This window comes from Streptomyces sp. NPDC059255 (assembly GCF_042752355.1).
Taxonomy (GTDB): domain Bacteria; phylum Actinomycetota; class Actinomycetes; order Streptomycetales; family Streptomycetaceae; genus Streptomyces.
The window spans coordinates 14,081-31,500 of the sequence record NZ_JBHYZP010000005.1 but is presented as its reverse complement, the minus strand read 5'-3'; the positions used below and the strand labels follow the sequence as shown (position 1 = coordinate 31,500).

General features: G+C 70.3%; 16 protein-coding genes and 1 pseudogene. 4 read left to right on the top strand and 13 right to left on the bottom strand.

Annotated features, from left to right (window positions below; all coding sequences use genetic code 11):
* Positions 1–5: 5 nt before the first annotated feature.
* The 3 genes from ACFXKG_RS08960 to ACFXKG_RS08950 all read right to left on the bottom strand — a co-directional run bounded on the left by ACFXKG_RS08960 (position 6) and on the right by ACFXKG_RS08950 (position 3,271).
* The gene (locus ACFXKG_RS08960; protein ID WP_384834614.1) at positions 6–947 is read right to left on the bottom strand and encodes an SRPBCC domain-containing protein; all 942 of its coding nucleotides are present in this window, start codon (positions 945–947) and stop codon (positions 6–8) included.
* Positions 948–1,069: 122 nt separating this feature from the next.
* Entirely contained in the window at positions 1,070–2,698 is a 1,629-nt protein-coding gene (locus ACFXKG_RS08955; RefSeq protein ID WP_384834611.1) for a polyamine aminopropyltransferase, read from the bottom strand.
* Between the two features lie 36 nt (positions 2,699–2,734).
* The gene (locus ACFXKG_RS08950; protein WP_365817147.1) at positions 2,735–3,271 is read right to left on the bottom strand and encodes a DUF2617 family protein; all 537 of its coding nucleotides are present in this window, start codon (positions 3,269–3,271) and stop codon (positions 2,735–2,737) included.
* A gap of 919 nt (positions 3,272–4,190) precedes the next feature.
* Here ACFXKG_RS08950 and ACFXKG_RS08945 point away from each other — a divergent pair.
* Positions 4,191–5,342 (top strand): pyridoxal phosphate-dependent aminotransferase, encoded by a 1,152-nt coding sequence (locus ACFXKG_RS08945; RefSeq protein ID WP_384834608.1) that lies wholly within the window; start codon positions 4,191–4,193, stop codon positions 5,340–5,342.
* Positions 5,343–5,404: 62 nt separating this feature from the next.
* Here the strand turns inward: ACFXKG_RS08945 and ACFXKG_RS08940 are convergent, their stop codons facing one another.
* The 3 genes from ACFXKG_RS08940 to ACFXKG_RS08930 are packed head-to-tail and all read right to left on the bottom strand — an operon-like array spanning position 5,405 to position 8,935.
* On the bottom strand, positions 5,405–6,193 hold the full coding sequence (locus tag ACFXKG_RS08940) for a hypothetical protein (protein WP_384834605.1): 789 nt from the start codon (positions 6,191–6,193) through the stop codon (positions 5,405–5,407).
* Positions 6,183–7,763, bottom strand: coding sequence for a substrate-binding domain-containing protein (locus ACFXKG_RS08935; RefSeq protein WP_384834602.1), 1,581 nt, complete (start codon positions 7,761–7,763; stop codon positions 6,183–6,185). Before ACFXKG_RS08935 ends, ACFXKG_RS08940 begins: the two co-directional genes overlap by 11 nt.
* The gene (locus tag ACFXKG_RS08930) at positions 7,760–8,935 is read right to left on the bottom strand and encodes a hypothetical protein (RefSeq protein WP_384834599.1); all 1,176 of its coding nucleotides are present in this window, start codon (positions 8,933–8,935) and stop codon (positions 7,760–7,762) included. Before ACFXKG_RS08930 ends, ACFXKG_RS08935 begins: the two co-directional genes overlap by 4 nt.
* Before the next feature lie 261 nt (positions 8,936–9,196).
* On the opposite strand from ACFXKG_RS08930, the gene ACFXKG_RS08925 reads away from it, so the two are divergent.
* Entirely contained in the window at positions 9,197–9,388 is a 192-nt protein-coding gene (locus ACFXKG_RS08925) for a hypothetical protein (RefSeq protein WP_384834596.1), read from the top strand.
* Between the two features lie 184 nt (positions 9,389–9,572).
* On the opposite strand, the gene ACFXKG_RS08920 is transcribed toward ACFXKG_RS08925, so the two are convergent.
* From ACFXKG_RS08920 to ACFXKG_RS08910, 3 genes are all read right to left on the bottom strand, one after another.
* Complete coding sequence (locus ACFXKG_RS08920) at positions 9,573–9,920, bottom strand: hypothetical protein (protein WP_384834593.1); 348 nt, start codon at positions 9,918–9,920, stop codon at positions 9,573–9,575.
* Positions 9,917–10,945 (bottom strand): helix-turn-helix domain-containing protein, encoded by a 1,029-nt coding sequence (locus ACFXKG_RS08915; RefSeq protein ID WP_384834590.1) that lies wholly within the window; start codon positions 10,943–10,945, stop codon positions 9,917–9,919. Before ACFXKG_RS08915 ends, ACFXKG_RS08920 begins: the two co-directional genes overlap by 4 nt.
* 211 nt (positions 10,946–11,156) lie before the next feature.
* Positions 11,157–11,639: an ATP-binding protein gene (locus ACFXKG_RS08910; RefSeq protein ID WP_384834588.1), complete on the bottom strand. Its 483-nt coding sequence runs from the start codon at positions 11,637–11,639 to the stop codon at positions 11,157–11,159.
* A gap of 161 nt (positions 11,640–11,800) precedes the next feature.
* Here ACFXKG_RS08910 and ACFXKG_RS08905 point away from each other — a divergent pair, with 161 nt between their 5' ends.
* Both ACFXKG_RS08905 and ACFXKG_RS08900 read left to right on the top strand, forming a co-directional pair.
* Positions 11,801–12,676 (top strand): helix-turn-helix domain-containing protein, encoded by an 876-nt coding sequence (locus ACFXKG_RS08905; RefSeq protein WP_384834585.1) that lies wholly within the window; start codon positions 11,801–11,803, stop codon positions 12,674–12,676.
* Entirely contained in the window at positions 12,673–12,882 is a 210-nt protein-coding gene (locus ACFXKG_RS08900; protein WP_384834582.1) for a DUF397 domain-containing protein, read from the top strand. The genes ACFXKG_RS08905 and ACFXKG_RS08900 overlap by 4 nt, the downstream gene beginning before the upstream one ends.
* A gap of 103 nt (positions 12,883–12,985) precedes the next feature.
* Here ACFXKG_RS08900 and ACFXKG_RS08895 read toward each other — a convergent pair whose 3' ends face one another.
* The 4 genes and pseudogenes from ACFXKG_RS08895 to clpB form a co-directional block, all read right to left on the bottom strand.
* Positions 12,986–13,336, bottom strand: coding sequence for a hypothetical protein (locus ACFXKG_RS08895; RefSeq protein ID WP_384834579.1), 351 nt, complete (start codon positions 13,334–13,336; stop codon positions 12,986–12,988).
* Complete coding sequence (locus ACFXKG_RS08890; protein ID WP_384834577.1) at positions 13,333–13,818, bottom strand: prevent-host-death family protein; 486 nt, start codon at positions 13,816–13,818, stop codon at positions 13,333–13,335. The genes ACFXKG_RS08895 and ACFXKG_RS08890 overlap by 4 nt, the downstream gene beginning before the upstream one ends.
* A gap of 172 nt (positions 13,819–13,990) precedes the next feature.
* Positions 13,991–14,518 (bottom strand): YbjN domain-containing protein, encoded by a 528-nt coding sequence (locus ACFXKG_RS08885; protein ID WP_365817255.1) that lies wholly within the window; start codon positions 14,516–14,518, stop codon positions 13,991–13,993.
* 256 nt (positions 14,519–14,774) lie between these two features.
* A pseudogene (clpB, locus tag ACFXKG_RS08880) lies at positions 14,775–17,357 on the bottom strand (ATP-dependent chaperone ClpB); the annotation flags it as partial.
* Positions 17,358–17,420 lie beyond the last annotated feature (63 nt).

Below are 17,420 nucleotides of genomic sequence, written 5' to 3'. Positions count from 1 at the left end.
CGACACTACTTGCGCCGCCGCAGCGCGCGGCCGACCACCACGGCGGAGGCGAGGGCGAGTGCGGCTGCGGGGGCGATCCAGCGGAGCGCGCCGCCGCCCTCGGCCGCGTCGGGCGCGGGCACCGGCGCGTACCGGCCGCGCGGCGGCGCGTGGTCGACCTCCTCGGCGCTGCGGCCGATCATGGTCCGCCGGGCGTGCGCGGCCTCGGCGGGCGGCTCCTCGAAGGGAACGTCGGGGATACGGAAGTCGCCCTCCCCGGAGGTGGTCTCACCGTCGAGCGAGGACGGCGGCACATCGACATCGAAGACGGAGGCGGCGCCATCGATCTCCGCATCGCCGTCCACATCGCCGTCCGCATCAGCACCCGAATCCGCTTCCGTCCCGGAACCCGTCTCCGGCCCGGAACCCGCCTCCGAATCCGTCCCGGAGTCCGCGTCGGGTGCGGCAGCACGAGAAGCCCCGGACTCCGGCCCGGCCGCACCGCCACTCCCGGGCTCCTCCGGGGCCGACTCCTCCCCCAGCCGCGCCACGAACCGGTCCAGCAGCCGGGGCCCCGCGCTCGCCACCGTCCCGGCGTCCACCTCGGCCAGCCGGCCGTCCGCGCGGGCGCCACCCGTGAACATGACGATCGTGCCGCCGGGGGCGTCCCTCAGCCGGATCGTGAGGGTGAGCTTGGCCGAGCCGGTGCCCCGGACCTCGGCGCCCGCGCCCTCGGCCTCGAACCGCCCGTCCTGCCCGTCCCGCCCCTCCCGCTCGGCGAGCGTCAGCGCGCCGCGGTAGGTGATCGTATGGCCGCCGATACGGACCTTGAGCCGCCCGGCGAGCGGCCCGGCCGAAGCGTCGGCGTCCTGCTGGAGTCCCGGTACGCACCGGGCGACCCGGGCAGGGTCCCGCAGCGTCTGCCGAAGGGTCTCTGCCGAAACCGGAACGAACACCTCATGCTCCATGGAAGCCGAGCCTACTCAGAGGTCGCCGCAGAAGCAGCCCCTTTGCCCCACACCACCCCACACGACACACAACGCCCCCTGCGATCCGCCGCTGTCCACCGCTGTCCACCCCTGTCGCGCCGCTATCCGCCGTACCGCGGGTGCACCAGCGTCGACGCCGGGAGCCCCGGCACCCTCGTCCGCTCCACCTCCCGCCGCCCGGCGCCCGGCAGGGCCGGTGCCGACGACCGCAGCCTCGGCTCGTCCGGTATCGGTGTGAGCGCAGGGCGCGCGCCCACGGCCGCGAGCTCGAACCCCCAGTCGCGCGCCGCCGGTCTGCCGTCCTTCACCCGGTCGGGCCCCGCCGCGAAGCCGGAGGGGCCGCCCTTGGCGCGGTACGGCGTCGTACCGAACCCGGCGGCGCGCAGCGTCGCGTCCACCGTCCAGTACGTACGCGGCTCGGCCGTGGGCGATCCCGCGTGCACCGCCAGCCGCCCGCCCTTGGCGAGGACGCGCGAGGCCAGCCCGTAGAACTCCTCGGAGTAGAGCTTCGTACTCGCGGTGATGCCGGGGTTGGGGAGGTCCGAGATGACCACGTCGTACGCGCCCGCACCACCGCCTCCCGCACCACCGCCGCCCGCCCCCCGCAGCCAGCTGAACGCGTCCGCCGAGACCTGCCGCAGCCGCGGGTCGTCGTACGCGTGCCCGTTCAGCGCCGCCAGCGCCCGGTCCGTACGGGCGAGCCGGACGACGCCCGGGTCCAGCTCGACCAGGGTGACCGAGCGGACGTCCCGGTAGCGCAGCACCTCGCGCGCCGCCAGTCCGTCGCCCCCGCCGAGGATCAGCACCCGCCCGTGGGGCCCGCGCATCGCGGGGTGCACCAGCGCCTCGTGGTACCGGAACTCGTCGCGCCCGCTGACCCGCAGCCGCCCGTCCAGATAGAGCTCCAGCGGCCCGCCCCGCTCGCCCGCGCCCGTGAGCACCACGTCCTGGATCTCGGTGTGCAGGGCGATCCGCACCTCGTCGCCGTAGAGCGCGCGGCGCGCCGCCCGCTCGAAGTCGTCGACCCCGACCGCCGCCGCGGCGAGCACCGCCAGCACCAGCACATTGACCGCGACCAGCAGCCGGCGCGACCGCCGCGTGAGATCGCGCCCGAACAGGCACAGGACGAGCGCGGCGCCCGCCACCGCGTTGACCGCGCCCGTCACCAGCGCCCCCATGAGCTGTCCCAGCCAGGGCAGCAGGAGGAACGGGAAGGCGAGCCCGCCGACGAGCGCGCCCACGTAGTCCGCGGCGAACAGGTCGGCGACCGTCCCCTCCGCGTCCTGCCGGGAGAACCGCTGGATGAGTGTCATCAGCAGCGGGATTTCGGCGCCGATGAGCACACCGATGGCCAGCGAGAAGCCCACCAGCGCATACCGCGACTCGCCCACCCACACGAAGCTCATGTACAGCACGAGCGCCGAGCAGCCGCCCAGCAGCGCGAGCGCCGCCTCCAGCAGCCCGAACCCGAAGGCCGCCCGGCAGCGCAGCCGCTTCGCGAGCAGCGAGCCGACCCCCATCGCGAAGACCATCACGGACAGCACGACGGACGCCTGGGTGACGGAGTCCCCGATCAGATACGAGGCGAGCGCGACCAGCTCCAGCTCGTACACCAGTCCGCACGCGGCACAGACGAAGACGGCGGCGAGGATCAGGAACCGTCCCGCGCCCGCGCGCACGGGCAGCCGTGTCTCACCCTGGGGCGGCGAGGACACGGACTGCTCGATCATGCCCGTAACGCTACGTCACGAATTCATTGCGGTTTGTCACCCACACGGTTGAATTTCCCGCGCGGCAGGCATACGGACCCTGATACGCGTCCGGGTCACCACCAGGCGCCCCTCCTGGGGGTACGCGTGCCAGGTACGCCACCGGACATGGCTCTCGTCGCGCTGCGCGAGCATCGCGGTGAAGGCGTTCGGGGCCCCGGGGAACGTCCCCGCTAAGCCGTTCGGGTGATCGGCGACCAGCGCCAGCAGCTCCTGCGCGCGGCCGGCGAAAGAATTGCGCGAGAGCGTCTCGACGCGCGCGGCGAATTCGTACTCCCATTCGCCGAGGCGCTTGGACACACCGAGCGGCAGCGGCGTACTGCTGCCCGGCATACAGGCGACGGTCTCGGAGCACGTACCCCCACGCTCCTCAAGGATCACCTGGTGGGAAGCGCCGAGCAGTCGCAACTGGAGCCCGGCACCGGCGAGGTCGAGGTCCAGGACGGCCAGGGCGGGAACCGGTTCCCGGCCCAACTCCCAGGCCAGATCGGCCGCTCGGGTGTCGGTGTAGGCGGTATTGAGGGTGGTGAGCATGGGTCGGCTCCGCAAACACGCTTGACGGGTGGACCGGGGACGTCCCGGACGGAGAGCTCCGGAACTTGTGGGGGAGATCGCCGGCTCGGCGCCGTATCAGGCCCGAGGGCTGGAAGCTCTCAAGAGGGAGGGAATCACGAAGTACGCGACGCTCACAGTGTTTTTACCCAACTTGACGGGGTTTCCATCCCCTAGGGGGCCCAGGGGTTCAACTGTTCAACCAAATCCGGTGCCGATCAACGACATTTGGTGCCGACGAAAAGGTCCCGCGAGGGCGAACCCCCGCGGGACCTGTCCGTATCAGTGGCGGAACTGTTCAGCGACGGACTAGCTGCCCCGTGTCAGCTACCTCCGCCACATCCCCCGCCCCCGCCACCACCGCAGGAGGATGACCCGCCACCGCCGCAGGACGAATGCCCACCGCCGCCCCCCGAGCCCGAGCCGCCGCCCGAGTCCGAGCCACTGCCCGAGTCCCAACCGCCACCCGAGCCGCCACAGCCCGCACCGCCACTGCCGCCCCCGCTGCCACCGGCCCACCAACTGCCGTCGGACCGACGGCGCTTCGCACCGCTCGCGCTCTTCCTCGACCGCGAGGAAGCCGCCGTACGCCTGCCCTGCGCCGCGCTCCGCGCCCTCGCCGCGTCACGGGCCTTCGCCTTCCGGCGCTTGTCCCGCCCGCCCACACTCGACACGACCCCGACGAACGCGACCGCGACCAGAACCACCACCACACTCACACCGAGCATGGGCCCCACCGTCCTCACTCTTCCCAGCCGTTCCCGGCTGTTCCCCCGAAGCGAGGCCTGCCGCCCCCCGGCGGCGGGCCTCGCACTGACGTGCGTGACTCAGGTTGTCCCCCCACGTCCGCCGCCCAAAGCTGACTTGAGCAAGTCCAGAGGTTCGGCCCAGGATGGCCGTCATGACCAAAGAATGGCTCGGCGGCACAACGATCTTCGCGGAGATGTCGGCTCTGGCCGCCCGCACCGGGGCGATCAACCTCGGCCAGGGCTTCCCCGACACGGACGGACCCGACAGCGTCAGGGAAGCCGCGGTACGGGCGCTGCGCGACGGCCGCGGCAACCAGTACCCACCCGGCCCCGGCGTCCCCGAACTGCGCACCGCGGTCGCCGACCACCAGCGGCTGCGCTACGGCCTGACGTACGACCCCGACACCGAGGTCCTGGTCACGGCGGGCGCCACCGAGGCCATCGCCGCCACCCTGCTCGCGCTGACCGGCCCCGGCGACGAGGTGATCGCGCTGGAGCCGTACTACGACTCGTACGCCGCCTGCATCGGCATGGCGGGCGCCACCCGCGTCCCGGTCACCCTGCGCCCCCACGACGGCGCGTACCACCTCGACCTCGACGAACTGCGCGACGCTGTCACCGACCGCACCCGCGTCCTCCTCCTCAACACCCCCCACAACCCCACGGGCACCGTCCTCAGCCCCGCCGAACTGGCCGCGGTCGCCGAACTCGCCGTGGAGCGCGATCTGCTGGTCGTCACCGACGAGGTCTACGAACACCTGGTCTTCGACGGCGAACACGTACCGATCGCGCCCCTCCCCGGCATGTGGGAGCGCACCCTGACGATCAGCAGCGCCGGCAAGACTTTCTCGTTCACGGGGTGGAAGGTGGGCTGGGTGACGGGCCCGCCCGCGCTGGTCACGGCGGTGCGCTCGGCGAAGCAGTTCCTGACGTACGTCAGCTCGGGCCCGTTCCAGTACGCGATCGCGGAGGCGCTGCGCCTGCCCCGGAGCTACTTCGACGACCTGCGCGCCGACCTCCGCGCCAAGCGCGACCTGCTCTGCGCGGGCCTGGAGACGGCCGGCTTCGAGGTCTACCGCCCGGCGGGCACCTACTTCGTCACCACCGACATCCGCCCCCTCGGCGAGACCGACGGCTTCGCCTTCTGCCGCGCGCTGCCGGAACGGTGCGGAGTGGTCGCGGTCCCGAACGCGGTCTTCTACGACCACCGGAAGGAAGGCGCGCCCTTCGTACGCTTCGCGTTCTGCAAACGCACCGACGTCCTCCAGGAGGCCACCGACCGCCTGCGGGGCCTGACGTCCTGACCGCACAGCGAACGGCCGCTCGCGGCCGGGTGGGTCAGCTCTTCGAGCCGGGCCCGTCCGTACTAGCTGAAGATCGCGATGGCCTCGACGGTCAGCTCCCTGGTTCCCGGATTCCAGTCCCGGACCTTGCCGAGGCAGCGCGCCGGGAATGTGCCCTCGTTGCTGTCGTCGTTGCGCAGCCCGTCCGTGGCACAGGTGACGCGGACCTGGGGGCCTTGGGACGGGTCCTCGGGGTCGCCGTACGGGGCGAGGAAGACGGTGCGTGAGGAGGTCTGTGCGGCCCTGCGGAAGCGGCCCCGTATGGAGACGAAGTCCTCGATGTCGCGCAGCCGTACCCGCTCCTCGGCCCCGGCGCCGGGGCGGTCGATCGTGTCCAGGGCCCTGGCGAGGGCCTGGTTCCAGGTGATGGTGCGGGTTCTGAGGTCGCCGTGGACGATGGCGTCGGCCCGTTCGAGGGTGTCCACGATGATGCCGATCACCGCGATGGGCCTCGCGCTCTCGATGTAGGTGCTGATCTCCTCGCGGCTGACGTTCCTGCCGCCGCTGACGCCGACGCCGAAGATCCGCGCCCGCAGGGATCCGTCCGTACTGCCGCTGATCCGGTGCTCGACCTCCCGCTCCAGCGCCTTCTCGTAGCGGCCCATCTGGTACAGGTCCATGATGGCGCTGTCATGGAGGTAGAAGCAGATCCCCTCCGTCGGCTTCCCCGAGCTCTGTCCGAGGCGTCTGCGGTACCGACGCACCAGGGCCACCAGCAGGACCGCGACGATGATCAGGCTCACGGCGGTCGCCGTCCATACGAGCGTCCACGGCCACCAGACGCTCCACCACAGTGCGTTGTCAACAGCCACGGATCTCCTTGAAGGCGTCGGAAAGGGAACGGGTGCCCGCGTCCACCACGCGTCCGCCGGTGATACGCGCCACCCGGGTCAGTTCCGCCGGGTCCGCCTCGCCGAAGCGGAGCGGAAAGGTGGGGATGGAGCGGACAGCATCCGCCCGTGCCGAGTGGCGGCGCTCGAACTCCCCGAGGCCGATCCCCGAATTGCTCTCACCGTCCGTCATGAGGACGACGGACACGTGCTGTCCGGGATGGTCGCGCGCGATGCCGGACGCCTTCCGGTAGGCGTGGTCGAGCGCGGACCAGACGGCGGTGGAGGCGTCGAAGTCGTCGGCCGCGACGAAGGAGCCCACGGACTCCAGGTCGCGCCGCCCGCCGACGGTGACATCGCGTTCGGCGAGTACGCGGCCACCGAACCGCATGACGGTGATCTCCTCCCCCCGGTAGAACCGCACGAACTTCCCTGTGGCGGAGGTGTCCGCGCCGCTGAGACCGGCGAACGCCGCGCGCAGTGAGGCCGCCCGCGCGCCCCGCATCGAGGTGGAGTAGTCGAGGAGGAAGATCACGTGATTCGGGACGCTCGGCCGGGGATCGCCGTACTGCTCGACCAGTTGGTCCACGACCGCCAACCGGTCCGGGAAGTAGAGCGCGTTGCCGACGTCCGCCCGCAGCCGGGGATCCCTGCGCACCTCCGCGCCGAGCGGCCGGCGCAGCGTGCGTTCCATGATTTTCTTCTGCGTCGACGCGCTCTTGAGCCAGCCCACCACCTTGTCGTACGCGTCGCGCTTGGCCGGGTCGAGCAGGAGCAGCGGGTGGTCGGACAGCACCATGCCGTCCTTCAGGTAGATGATCTCCAGCTTCTCGCGGAGCCGGTCGCCGGCGTTGAGTGCGAGCAGCTCCGATTCGTAGGTGATCAGGGCGTCGAGCCGGTCCTGGTGGGCGATGTACGTCTCGCGCAGCTCCGCGTCGCTCTCCGCGGTGATCCGCTGGCCGGTACGGAATCCGCGCAGCCGGTCGCAGGAGATGTCCTCGGCGCGCAGCGCGCTGCCGGTCCCGGCGGCGGCGGTCGCGACGCCGACGAGCGCGGAGAGGCCGCTGTTGGTGCGCTTCGGGTCGGCCATGCCGAAGCGCACCGTGCCCGCGGCGGCAGCGTCGGCGATGTCCGCCCAGGACACCTGCCCGGCCCTGGCCTTCGCGCGCAGCGCCCTCGCCGTGGCCGGCTTCACGCCGACGACCACCGGGGAGAACATGGTCGGGGTGCCGAGCGGCTTGGCGGCCCCGGTTCCGGCCTCCTTGAGCCTGAGCTGGAAGTACCGGTCGGAGGAGAGCCACGCGAGATCGTGGTGGTACGCGCCGGGGGTCAGGCCGTTCCCGACGTCCGCGGTGGACTCGTACTCCATCTCCAGGTCCACCCCCGTGTCCCGGCGGAGCTCGTCGAGGAGCGGACCCATGTCCCTCAGTTCCGGACTCGCGAGTACCCGCAGGGTGGTGGGCTCCTCGCCTCCGGATGTGCAGGCGGTGGCCGTGCAGAGCAGAGCCAGGCAGAGCGCGAGAACCACTCCGGGACGCGGGCGCCGCCTCATGAGGACGCCCCCGGGGTCCGCGTCGGCGGCGGGCACTCGCCGACGCGGCTGATCATCCGTTCCAGCAGCGGCAGGCTCGGCAGGGTCGCCTTGGTGTCGTTGGCCGCCGGCGCGGGTGCGGGAACACCGCGGTCCGCCAGGAACCGGTACAGCTCGGTGCTGGTCGCCCTGCCGCTGGAATCGAGGACGCGGAAGCCCAGTTCCATCGCCCGGCGCTGGAGTTTTTCATCGGTGGCGAGCAATTCCCCGAGCCGGTCACCTTTCGGGGTGAGCGCGATGTATTCGGGCTCGGTCAGGACCTGCGTCGACGGATAGAGCAGCACCCGCTCGGGGTCGGCCTTTCCGGTCTGCTGCCGATGCCGTATCTGGTAGGCGAAGTACTGGTGCTCGTACACCACCACGATCGGGGCGACGCCCTTTCCCTCCGGCACCTCGTACGTCTTGAACATCTGCTCCGAGGGAAGCCCCTGGGAGACGAGGGTCGGTTTGATCATCCCGGCCACGCGATCCGCTTCCGCATCGCTCGTCGGGACGGTGTTTCCGTTACGGACGAAGGCGACCAGCCCCAGATACGTACCGGCGTGATTCGCATCGCAGATGTTCGACGTCTGGGCGAGAATCCTGTTGCCGTTCGTCGTCCGACGGTTCCTTCCGATGCCGATCTGGTCCCAGGTCTTTCCTCGCGCGCTCAGTTCGAGGAACCCCTTCATGTCGAGGGTGTAGTAGAGCGGACTGTCGCGGTCGGAGCCGCCGATCTGCCGTGGCCTGGCCAGGCCGTGCTCCCGCAGGGTTTCGGCGTATTCGCGGTAGGTGGCGAGGACGATCGGGCTGACGAAGGGCCGGTGCCCCTTCGCGTACGCGTCCCTGCGGCCGGTCTTGATGATCTCCGCCGCGGGCTGGCCGGACGGAAACGCGAAGTCGTAACCGTCGAAACTCGTGGTCGCGATCTCCCGGGACCCCATCTTCGTGATGTGCACCCTGATCCCGCGCTGCATCAGGATTCTCTGGACCTCGCCGTCCTCGAAGAACTCCGACTTGGAGGCGATCTTGCCCTCCAGGGTGGTGATCCCTTCGAACGGGAAGAGAAGATGACCTCCGGCGGTGAGCGCGATCAGTCCGGCCACGGGAAAGGCGAGCGCGGCAACGAACGAGCGGACTGAGCGGCTTCGCACGAAGAGACGTCGCGAGGGGCGTTGGACGTCCAAGCGTGGCTCATCCGCACCGGGTCTTTCTGCGGTCACCGGTTTCTCCTGCCTGAGAGAGGGCCAGGATCATTCCCGATGCAATGGGCGGACCAATGAATTCCGTACGGATGACGGCGGAATTCACCATGACCGCCGCAGCTCGGCCGGACGGTCGCCGCGCGCCCTGCGCCTTGTGTTCTGCGCCGACTCTGTCACCGCATTGCATGCAGGGGTGTCTGGCGGCCCGGCGTGATCGTCGGTGCGGTCGTGCTGTGCGGACTCGACGCGCAGATCGTGCTCGGCGACCCCGACTCCCGCAACGCGCGTCGCACGCCGCTGGACGCGGTACGACGCCTGGCCGACCAGCACGAGGGGTTCGCGCTCGGGCTCGGCTTCGGCCTCGTGGTCGTCGCGTTCGTCCGTGCCCATCTCGTCGAGTAGCCGCGCGGCACGCCAGGCCACCGGTACAGCGACCGGGTACCGCAGTGGCGACAGTGGCAACCGCACGTCAGAAGCCCAGGTACGTGATCTGGACGATGTGGACGTGTTCGCTGCGTGGCCAGGAAGGAGCGCGGTGCGGTGCGGGCCGCTTCCTCCGCTCCGAAGGAGTACTCCCAGGCCCAGCTCAACCGCGTACTGCCGTCATCGCCTCGTTCAGGACCGCGGTCAGTTCCCGCAGCGCCTCCCCGGCAACGTCCGGCTCCTCGCGCTCAAGGTTGCCGCTTGCCCAGGCATACCGGGCGGACAGATCGGGACGGCGGGCGATCTCGATATCCCTGGCCCAGGCCAGAACCCAGCTCCGCACCGGGCTGACCGACTGCCACTCGACAGCCTTGGCAAAGGCGTTGTCCTTCGTCCGCTGCATCTCGGCCAGGCGACCGGGGGCGACGACGGCGAGGGCGACACGCAGTGCGTCGGGCGTCTGCTCGGGGCGGGGGACCAGCTCGTGCCCACAGTCGGCCTGGATGCTCATGGTGTCCTCCCTGGAGCGACCGGGCGGCACTCGCCGCACCGCCCAGGCTCCGGGGCGCGGAAGGCGCGGTCGCAGTGGTCGCAGTTCTGGAGGGGGTGCCGGACGGGTTCCGGGGCTTCCGGTGTGCGGAACGGAGGCGGGGGCGGCAACTCGGTGGTCAGGCGGTAGGCCAGCACGGCGGCCGGGTGGTGCGGGCTGTGCCGGCCTTCGGGCGGCAGGCCGCTGGTCAGGGCGTGGCGCACAGCGGCGGGCGGCACATCGCGCTCCAGCCAGGCGGCGACGCCGGGGGCCAGATGGGCCGTGGCGCAGGCGGAGAGGTGCAGCCGGGGGTCGAGGGCGCTCAGGTCGGCGAGGATGGCTGTGGCCGCTCGGAGCAGGTCCGGGGACGAGTAGCCGGGCTGGGGTACGGCGGGCAGGGGCCGCCGCTTCTCGCTGGGCTTGGGTTGTGTGGGCTCAGGGCGCATGCCGGGAGTCGTGTGACTCTCGTCGGCATCCGTCTCGGCCACCGGAGGCGCGGCGTGTGCCAGGGCTGCCTGCGGGCGCGGCACGCGGACGGGCTTCGCGGCGCGGCCGGGGGCGGTGGTCGGTAGGTTCCGGGGCGCCGCCGGCTGATTGCAGGAGATCGTACGGGTGACGATCCGGCCGCCGGGGGTACGTTCGCGGATGCGGCGCAGATAGCCATGCGCCTCAAGTTCGCGCAGCCCGGCGGCGATACGGGTGGCGCCCTCGGGGAAACGGTCGGCGAGGGTCTTGATGTCGACGCGGGCGCCGGTGGGCAGCGACTGGATGTGCAGACCGAGGCCCATGGCGAGCAGCGACAGCTCGCGGTGCTGGGCCAGGTGATTGCCGATCACCGTGAAGCGGGTGGTGTGGCGGGAGTTGTCGTGCGTGACACCGGCGGGATGAGCGGCCGGGGCCGGAGCCGGGGGCCGAACGCGAGGACGTTGGTTAGCCCGTAAGGGGCGTTGCCCGTCGGCTACGCCTGACGGGGCGCACGAAGGCGCGCTAGTGTTCCGGGTATCCATCAGGAAGTCGCTTCTTCCTCGGTGGTCAGGCCCTCGATCGGGATCGCTAGTCCCGGCCGGGGGCCGACGTATGTCTGCGGTGGTGTGTCTGTTCCCGCTGAGCGTAAGGCAGCCGGGGGACACGAAATCCAGCCCGACCAGGGATGTTCACCCGCCCGAGTGACAGTGAGCGACGGGCGGGTGGGGTGGGGCTTGGTGGGGTTATTTCTCCTCATGTTCCTTGAGGAAGGCAGCCGGCATCACCGGAACCTGACGGAACGGGTTCCGGTCTCGTGCAGCGCAGCTCCGCCCAGACGGTCTTGCGCGGGTACAGCCCCTCGGTCACTCCCCACCGGTCGGCGAGCGCGTCCACCAGCAGCAGGCCACGCCCCGACTCGGAGTCCCGATCCGGCCGTTGCAGTACGGGCAGGCGCTCGCGGCGCGTGTCGGCGACCTCGATCCGGAGGACGTCCCGGGTGAGACGGAGCGTGAGCCGGAAGTCCCGCCCGGCCACGCGGCCGTGCGAAGTGGCATTGGCGGCCAGCTCGGCCACGAGGAGCCGCCCGGGGTCGGACGGAAGCCCCCAGTGGCGAAGTTGACTCTCCGCGAGCAGACGAGCGAGCCGGGCGCCCCGGGGCGTGGAGGAAAGCAGCACGCTGAAGACGGGTACGGGGTGGTTGAGTTGGGCCGATGTCTCGGCTTTTCCATGAATCACATCACTCAGAGTGGCCACATCTGCTTACTCTGGGGAGTGACGGAGCAGTTGCGTACGGTCACTGTCCGGCTCTTGTCCGGTGCTGTCCTGGCTGTCCGCGCGGTTCTTACGGGTAGGGCGCAGGGCGCCGAGGGACGGCGCGGCAGGACGGAGGAGTACGGATGTCGGTGGACGTGGAGGCGGCACAACCGAGGGACGAGGCGGACGACCCGGGGTGGGAGGTGGACCCGGACGACGAGTGGGGCGTGGCCGTCATCACCACGGTGGGACGGCAGTTGAAGCTGCGCCGCGAGGCGGCGGGGATGCGCGCCGGCCAGTTCGGCAAGGCGGTCGGCTACGGCGAGGACATGGTCTACAAGATCGAGGGCGGCAAGCGGATCCCTCGGCAGGACTTCCTCAACGCGGCCGACGAGGTGCTGGGCGCGGATGGGCTCATCGCGGCGACGTGGGAGGACGTCAAGAAGGTCCGGTACCCGAAGAAGGTGCGGGAGCTGGCCAAGCTGGAGGCCCAAGCGGTCGAGATCGGGGTGTACGTAAGCAACAGCATCAGCGGGCTGTTGCAGACACCGGAGCACGCACGAGCCGTGATCGGGGCGGCGCAGCCGCCGTACTCGCCAGATGACGTGGAACGCATGGTGGCAGCCCGTCTGGCCCGACAGTCGATCTTCGAACGCAACCCGGCTCCAGCCCTCAGTTTCATCCTGGAAGAGGGGGTTCTCCGGCGTCCCATCGGGGGCACAATGGTCTGGCGTCAACAGCTCGAACGTCTGTTGGAAGCGGGGCGATTGCACAATGTCGTGCTTCAGGTGATGCCGACAAACTGCACCACCCACTCCGGCTTGGACGGCAAGATCGAGATGCTGAAGTTCGCGGACGGTACGGCCGTGGGTCGCGCCGACGGCGAGTTCAACGGCCGACCGACCTCCGAACCCAAACACCTGCGCATCCTTGAGCTGCAATATGGCACCATCCGGGCTCAGGCGCTCTCGCCAGGGGAGTCGCTTGCCCTCATCGAGCAACTGCTGGGAGAGACATGATCCGCAAGACCACCGCCGGGGACGCCTCCGGGCTGGAGTGGTTCAAGAGCAGCTACAGCGACGGCAACAACGGCAACTCCTGCATCGAGATCGCCACCACCCCCGGCACGGTGCACGTCCGCGACTCCAAGAACATCGAGGGCCCCCGGCTGGCGCTCGCGCCCGGCGCCTGGGCGGCCTTCATCACATACGCCGTGGAAGGCTGACGCCTCAACACCAACGCACCCCGCACACCGCATCGGTACAACCGTGTGCGGGGCACATCGGAGTACGGCTCAGAGCAAGTCGTCCGGCCTGGTCAACGGGCGCTCATTCCGTGTCCTTCGGATGCCGTGGCGAGGCGTACACAAGAATGACCGTCGATGTTTCCGGGCTGACCAGGTAGCGCACCCTGCCACCGCTGGTGATCTCGTACTCCCACTGCTCCAGCTCGGATCCCTTCCACTCCTTGGTCGCGTGCCTCCCTCGGAGCTGATGCTGGCGATTCCAGTTGGATCGGGACTGGGGGTCGGTGCGCAGCGCGTCCAGACAGCGATGCGCGTTCGACAGCACCGCTTGGCAGAGTTGTTCCCACCCCGTCACCGCCTCCGTCGTCCCGAAAACGACGTTCCAGCCGCTCAGCGGAGGGACACTGACCCGATCCCCCTTCTTCGGGCTCACCCGCGCACCTCGACCTGACCGAGGTTGTCACCTTCGAGAGGGCGCAGCGACTCCCTGAGCTGCTCAGGGTCGGCGTTGATGCGGGCGGTGGCACGCCAGGAAACGATCGCGCGGTGCACGGCCTCCCCGGCCCCCAGTTCAGCGGCGTCGGACAGCGCTTCAAGAAGCTCGACGGTGAAAGCCCTCACCTCTTCAGCGTCGAGATGCCGCACCCAGGGAAACACTTCGGGCAGCGCGAGGAGGAGTGACTTCGCTCCGTCGTCCTGTTTCATCAGGGCGAGGAAAAGCCGCGAGGCGGTGGTCAGATTCTCCTCGGCATGCTCTGCCCGCACGGCCGTCGTCAGCACCATGTCCGGGGCGTCCCGATGCGTGACGCGGAGCTGCCCCAAGGCCGCGGCCCTGGCTGCGACACCCTTCGGATTCCGGGACAGGTCGGTGAAGGAGACGGACTCCTGCTCTGTTGCCAGATACGTGACACTCATACCCAGACTGTACTCAGATCACGTTCTGATTTCCACAGCTGGAGTGGCTCGGCCTTGCCACGTGCCTGGTGCTCGGTGTCTGCGCGTTATGCACCAGGCGAATACCCCAGGTACGCAAAAGCCCGGCCCACTACCCGGGCCGGGCTTCCTCGCGCTCAGGCTGGACGCGGTCTCAGACGTCCTCGGGCTTCTCGTCGCCGGGCTCCAGGCCGAACTGCTCCACGAGCCACTTGTCGAACTCGATCGAGGCGCGCACCCAGCTCACCGTCGACGACACGAAGTGCTCCAGGCTGACCCCCATGCCGATCAGCATCTGGGCCTCGCCGATCAGCCGCACGGTGGGCGGGCCGTCGCCCTCCTCGTGGACGTGGCTGTAGACCTTGGGCCACAGCGTGCGGCGGTTCCAGTCGTCGATCGCGTCGAGGATCTTGGACTTGTCCGCGATGGGGTGCGGCCGGTCGTAGAACGTCCGCACCGAGAAGACCTGCTGGTCCTCCTCGCCACGGAACATGAAGTACGTGCGGAACTCCTCCCACGGAGCCGCGAGGTCACCCTCGTCGTCGACGACGTACTTCAGCTCCATCTGTTCCAGGAGCTGCTTGACCAGGTCCTGGTCGGGGACGACGGGGCCCGCCGGTCCTTCACCCTGCGGTTGGGGCTGTCCCCCGAAATTCGGAATCGAGGACGGGTCGATGCTCACCGTGTATTTCCCTTCGTACGGTTCCTGCCATCCTCTCCCATCCCGGGCGGTCCCTGGCAAGCCCATCCGCGTCCGCACGGGTCATGGATTCGTCCGGAGATCCTGACAGGCCCGTCACCTGGGCGGGTGACGGGCCTGTCGGGGACCCGGAAGCCTTCTACGGCGCCTTCTCCAGGGACGGCCCCTCCGGCGTGCCGGGGCCCTCCCCCGTCCACAGGGCTGCCCGCCCGGCCGTCCGCGGGTCCGGCTCTTCGCCCGCCCCCCGGCCCACCATCAGGCCGTCCTCCACCCGGTCCACCCGGACCGTGTCGCCGTCCGTGATGTCGCCCGCCAGGATCTCCTTCGCGAGCTGGTCGCCGATCGCCGTCTGGACCAGGCGGCGCAGCGGGCGGGCGCCGTAGGCGGGGTCGTTGCCCTCCTCTGCGAGCCAGGCCAGGGCCTCCGGGGTGACCTCCAGGGTGAGGCGGCGTTCCGCGAGGCGCTGGGCGAGGCGGCCGATCAGGAGGCCCGCGATGTGGGCCAGCTCGTCCTGGGACAGGGCGGAGAAGACCACCAGGTCGTCCAGGCGGTTGAGGAACTCCGGCTTGAAGGAGGACCGTACGGTCTGGAGGACCTGCTCCTTCTTGCGTTCCGGGGTGATCGTCGGGTCGACCAGGTACTGGCTGCCCAGGTTCGACGTCAGGATCAGGATGGTGTTCCGGAAGTCGACCGTCCGGCCCTGGCCGTCGGTGAGGCGGCCGTCGTCCAGGACCTGGAGCAGCACGTCGAAGACCTCGGGGTGGGCCTTCTCGACCTCGTCCAGGAGGACCACGGAGTACGGGCGCCGCCGTACCGCCTCGGTGAGCTGGCCGCCCTCCTCGTAGCCGACGTAGCCGGGGGGCGCGCCGACCAGGCGGGCCACGGAGTGCTTCTCGCCGTACTCGCTCATGTCGATGCGGACCATGGCCCGCTCGTCGTCGAAGAGGAAGTCCGCGAGCGCCTTGGCCAGTTCCGTCTTGCCCACGCCCGTCGGGCCGAGGAAGAGGAACGATCCTGTGGGCCGGTCGGGGTCCGCGATGCCGGCGCGGGTGCGGCGTACCGCGTCGGAGACCGCCTGGACCGCCTCGCTCTGGCCGATCAGCCGCCTGCCCAGCTCCTGCTCCATGCGCAGCAGCTTCTGCGTCTCGCCCTCCAGCAGCCGGCCCGCGGGGATACCGGTCCAGGAGCCGACGACGTCGGCGATGTCGTCCGGGCCGACCTCCTCCTTGACCATCGTGTCCTTGGCGGCCTCCTGCTCGGCCTCCGCGGCCGCCTCCAGCTCCCGCTCCAGGTTGGGGATCTCGCCGTACAGCAGCTTGGAGGCGGTGTCGAAGTCGCCGTCGCGCTGCGCCCGCTCGGCCTGGCCGCGCAGGTCGTCCAGGCGTTCCTTCAGCTCACCGACCCGGTTCAGGCCCTGCTTCTCCTTCTCCCAGCGGGCGGTGAGGCCGCGCAGCTCCTCCTCGCGGTCGGCGAGGTCGCGGCGCAGCTTCTCCAGGCGCTGCTTGGAGGCGGGGTCGGACTCGTTCTTGAGGGCCAGCTCCTCCATGCGGAGGCGGTCGACGGAGCGCTGGAGCTCGTCGATCTCCAGCGGCGAGGAGTCGATCTCCATCCGGAGCCGGGACGCGGCCTCGTCGACCAGGTCGATGGCCTTGTCGGGGAGGAAGCGCGAGGTGATGTAGCGGTCGGAGAGGGCGGCGGCGGCCACCAGGGCCGCGTCCGCGATCTGCACCTTGTGGTGGGCCTCGTAACGGCCCTTGAGCCCGCGCAGGATCGCGATGGTGTCCTCGACGGTCGGCTCGGCGACCAGCACCTGCTGGAAGCGGCGTTCCAGGGCGGCGTCCTTCTCGATCCGCTCGCGGTACTCGTCGAGGGTGGTCGCGCCGACCATGCGCAGCTCGCCGCGGGCCAGCATCGGCTTGAGCATGTTGCCCGCGTCCATCGAGGAGTCGCCGCCGGCGCCCGCGCCGACGACGGTGTGCAGCTCGTCGATGAAGGTGATGATCTGTCCCTCGCTCTCCTTGATCTCGGAGAGGACGGTCTTGAGGCGTTCCTCGAACTCGCCGCGGTACTTGGCGCCGGCGACCATCGCGCCGAGGTCCAGCGAAACCAGCCGCTTGTTCTTGAGCGACTCCGGCACGTCGCCCTTGACGATGCGCTGCGCGAGCCCCTCGACCACGGCGGTCTTGCCGACGCCGGGCTCGCCGATCAGCACCGGGTTGTTCTTCGTACGGCGCGACAGCACCTGCACCACGCGCCGGATCTCGTGATCCCGGCCGATGACGGGGTCGAGCTTGCCGTCCCGGGCGGCGGCGGTGAAATCGGTGCCGAACTTCTCCAGGGCCTTGTACTGGCCCTCCGGGTCGGGTGTGGTCACCCGGCGCCCTCCCCTTGCCTTCTCGAACGCGTCCAGGAGCCGGTCCGCGGCGGCTCCCTGCTGGGCCAGTATCTCCCCGGTCTGGCCGCCCTTGGCGGCGGTGCCGATGAGCAGGTGCTCGGTGGAGAGGTAGTCGTCGCCCAGCTCCTTCGCGCGGCGGCCCGCGTCCGCGATGACGGCGAGCAGGTCGCGGTTGGGCTGCGGGGGCGCGACGGTCGATCCGGTGACGCTGGGCTGGGCGGCGAGCAGCCGCTCGGTGGCCGACCGTACGGCCGCCTGGTCCGCCTCCACGGCGGCCAGCAGGTCGGTGACGTTCTCGTTGTCCTGGCCCTCCAGCAGCGCGAGCAGCAGATGGGCCGGGGTCAGGTCGGGATGTCCCGCCGCCACCGCCCGGCTGGTGGCGGAGTTGATCGCATCCCGGCTCTTGTTGGTCAGCTCGGCGTCCACGTGGGCCCTCTCCTCCTTGCACGAGTTCTGCGCGCGTTCTCGCGGTCTTGTTCTCGCGGTCTT

What these genes read in the sequence shown, in the direction of transcription:
- ACFXKG_RS08960 (WP_384834614.1), bottom strand. Translation starts at nt 947, where the DNA reads ATGGAGCATGAGGTGTTCGTTCCGGTTTCGGCAGAGACCCTTCGGCAG.
- ACFXKG_RS08955 (WP_384834611.1), bottom strand. Translation starts at nt 2,698, where the DNA reads ATGATCGAGCAGTCCGTGTCCTCGCCGCCCCAGGGTGAGACACGGCTG.
- ACFXKG_RS08950 (WP_365817147.1), bottom strand. Translation starts at nt 3,271, where the DNA reads ATGCTCACCACCCTCAATACCGCCTACACCGACACCCGAGCGGCCGAT.
- ACFXKG_RS08945 (WP_384834608.1), top strand. Translation starts at nt 4,191, where the DNA reads ATGACCAAAGAATGGCTCGGCGGCACAACGATCTTCGCGGAGATGTCG.
- ACFXKG_RS08935 (WP_384834602.1), bottom strand. Translation starts at nt 7,763, where the DNA reads ATGAGGCGGCGCCCGCGTCCCGGAGTGGTTCTCGCGCTCTGCCTGGCT.
- ACFXKG_RS08920 (WP_384834593.1), bottom strand. Translation starts at nt 9,920, where the DNA reads ATGAGCATCCAGGCCGACTGTGGGCACGAGCTGGTCCCCCGCCCCGAG.
- ACFXKG_RS08915 (WP_384834590.1), bottom strand. Translation starts at nt 10,945, where the DNA reads ATGGATACCCGGAACACTAGCGCGCCTTCGTGCGCCCCGTCAGGCGTA.
- ACFXKG_RS08905 (WP_384834585.1), top strand. Translation starts at nt 11,801, where the DNA reads ATGTCGGTGGACGTGGAGGCGGCACAACCGAGGGACGAGGCGGACGAC.
- ACFXKG_RS08900 (WP_384834582.1), top strand. Translation starts at nt 12,673, where the DNA reads ATGATCCGCAAGACCACCGCCGGGGACGCCTCCGGGCTGGAGTGGTTC.
- ACFXKG_RS08890 (WP_384834577.1), bottom strand. Translation starts at nt 13,818, where the DNA reads ATGAGTGTCACGTATCTGGCAACAGAGCAGGAGTCCGTCTCCTTCACC.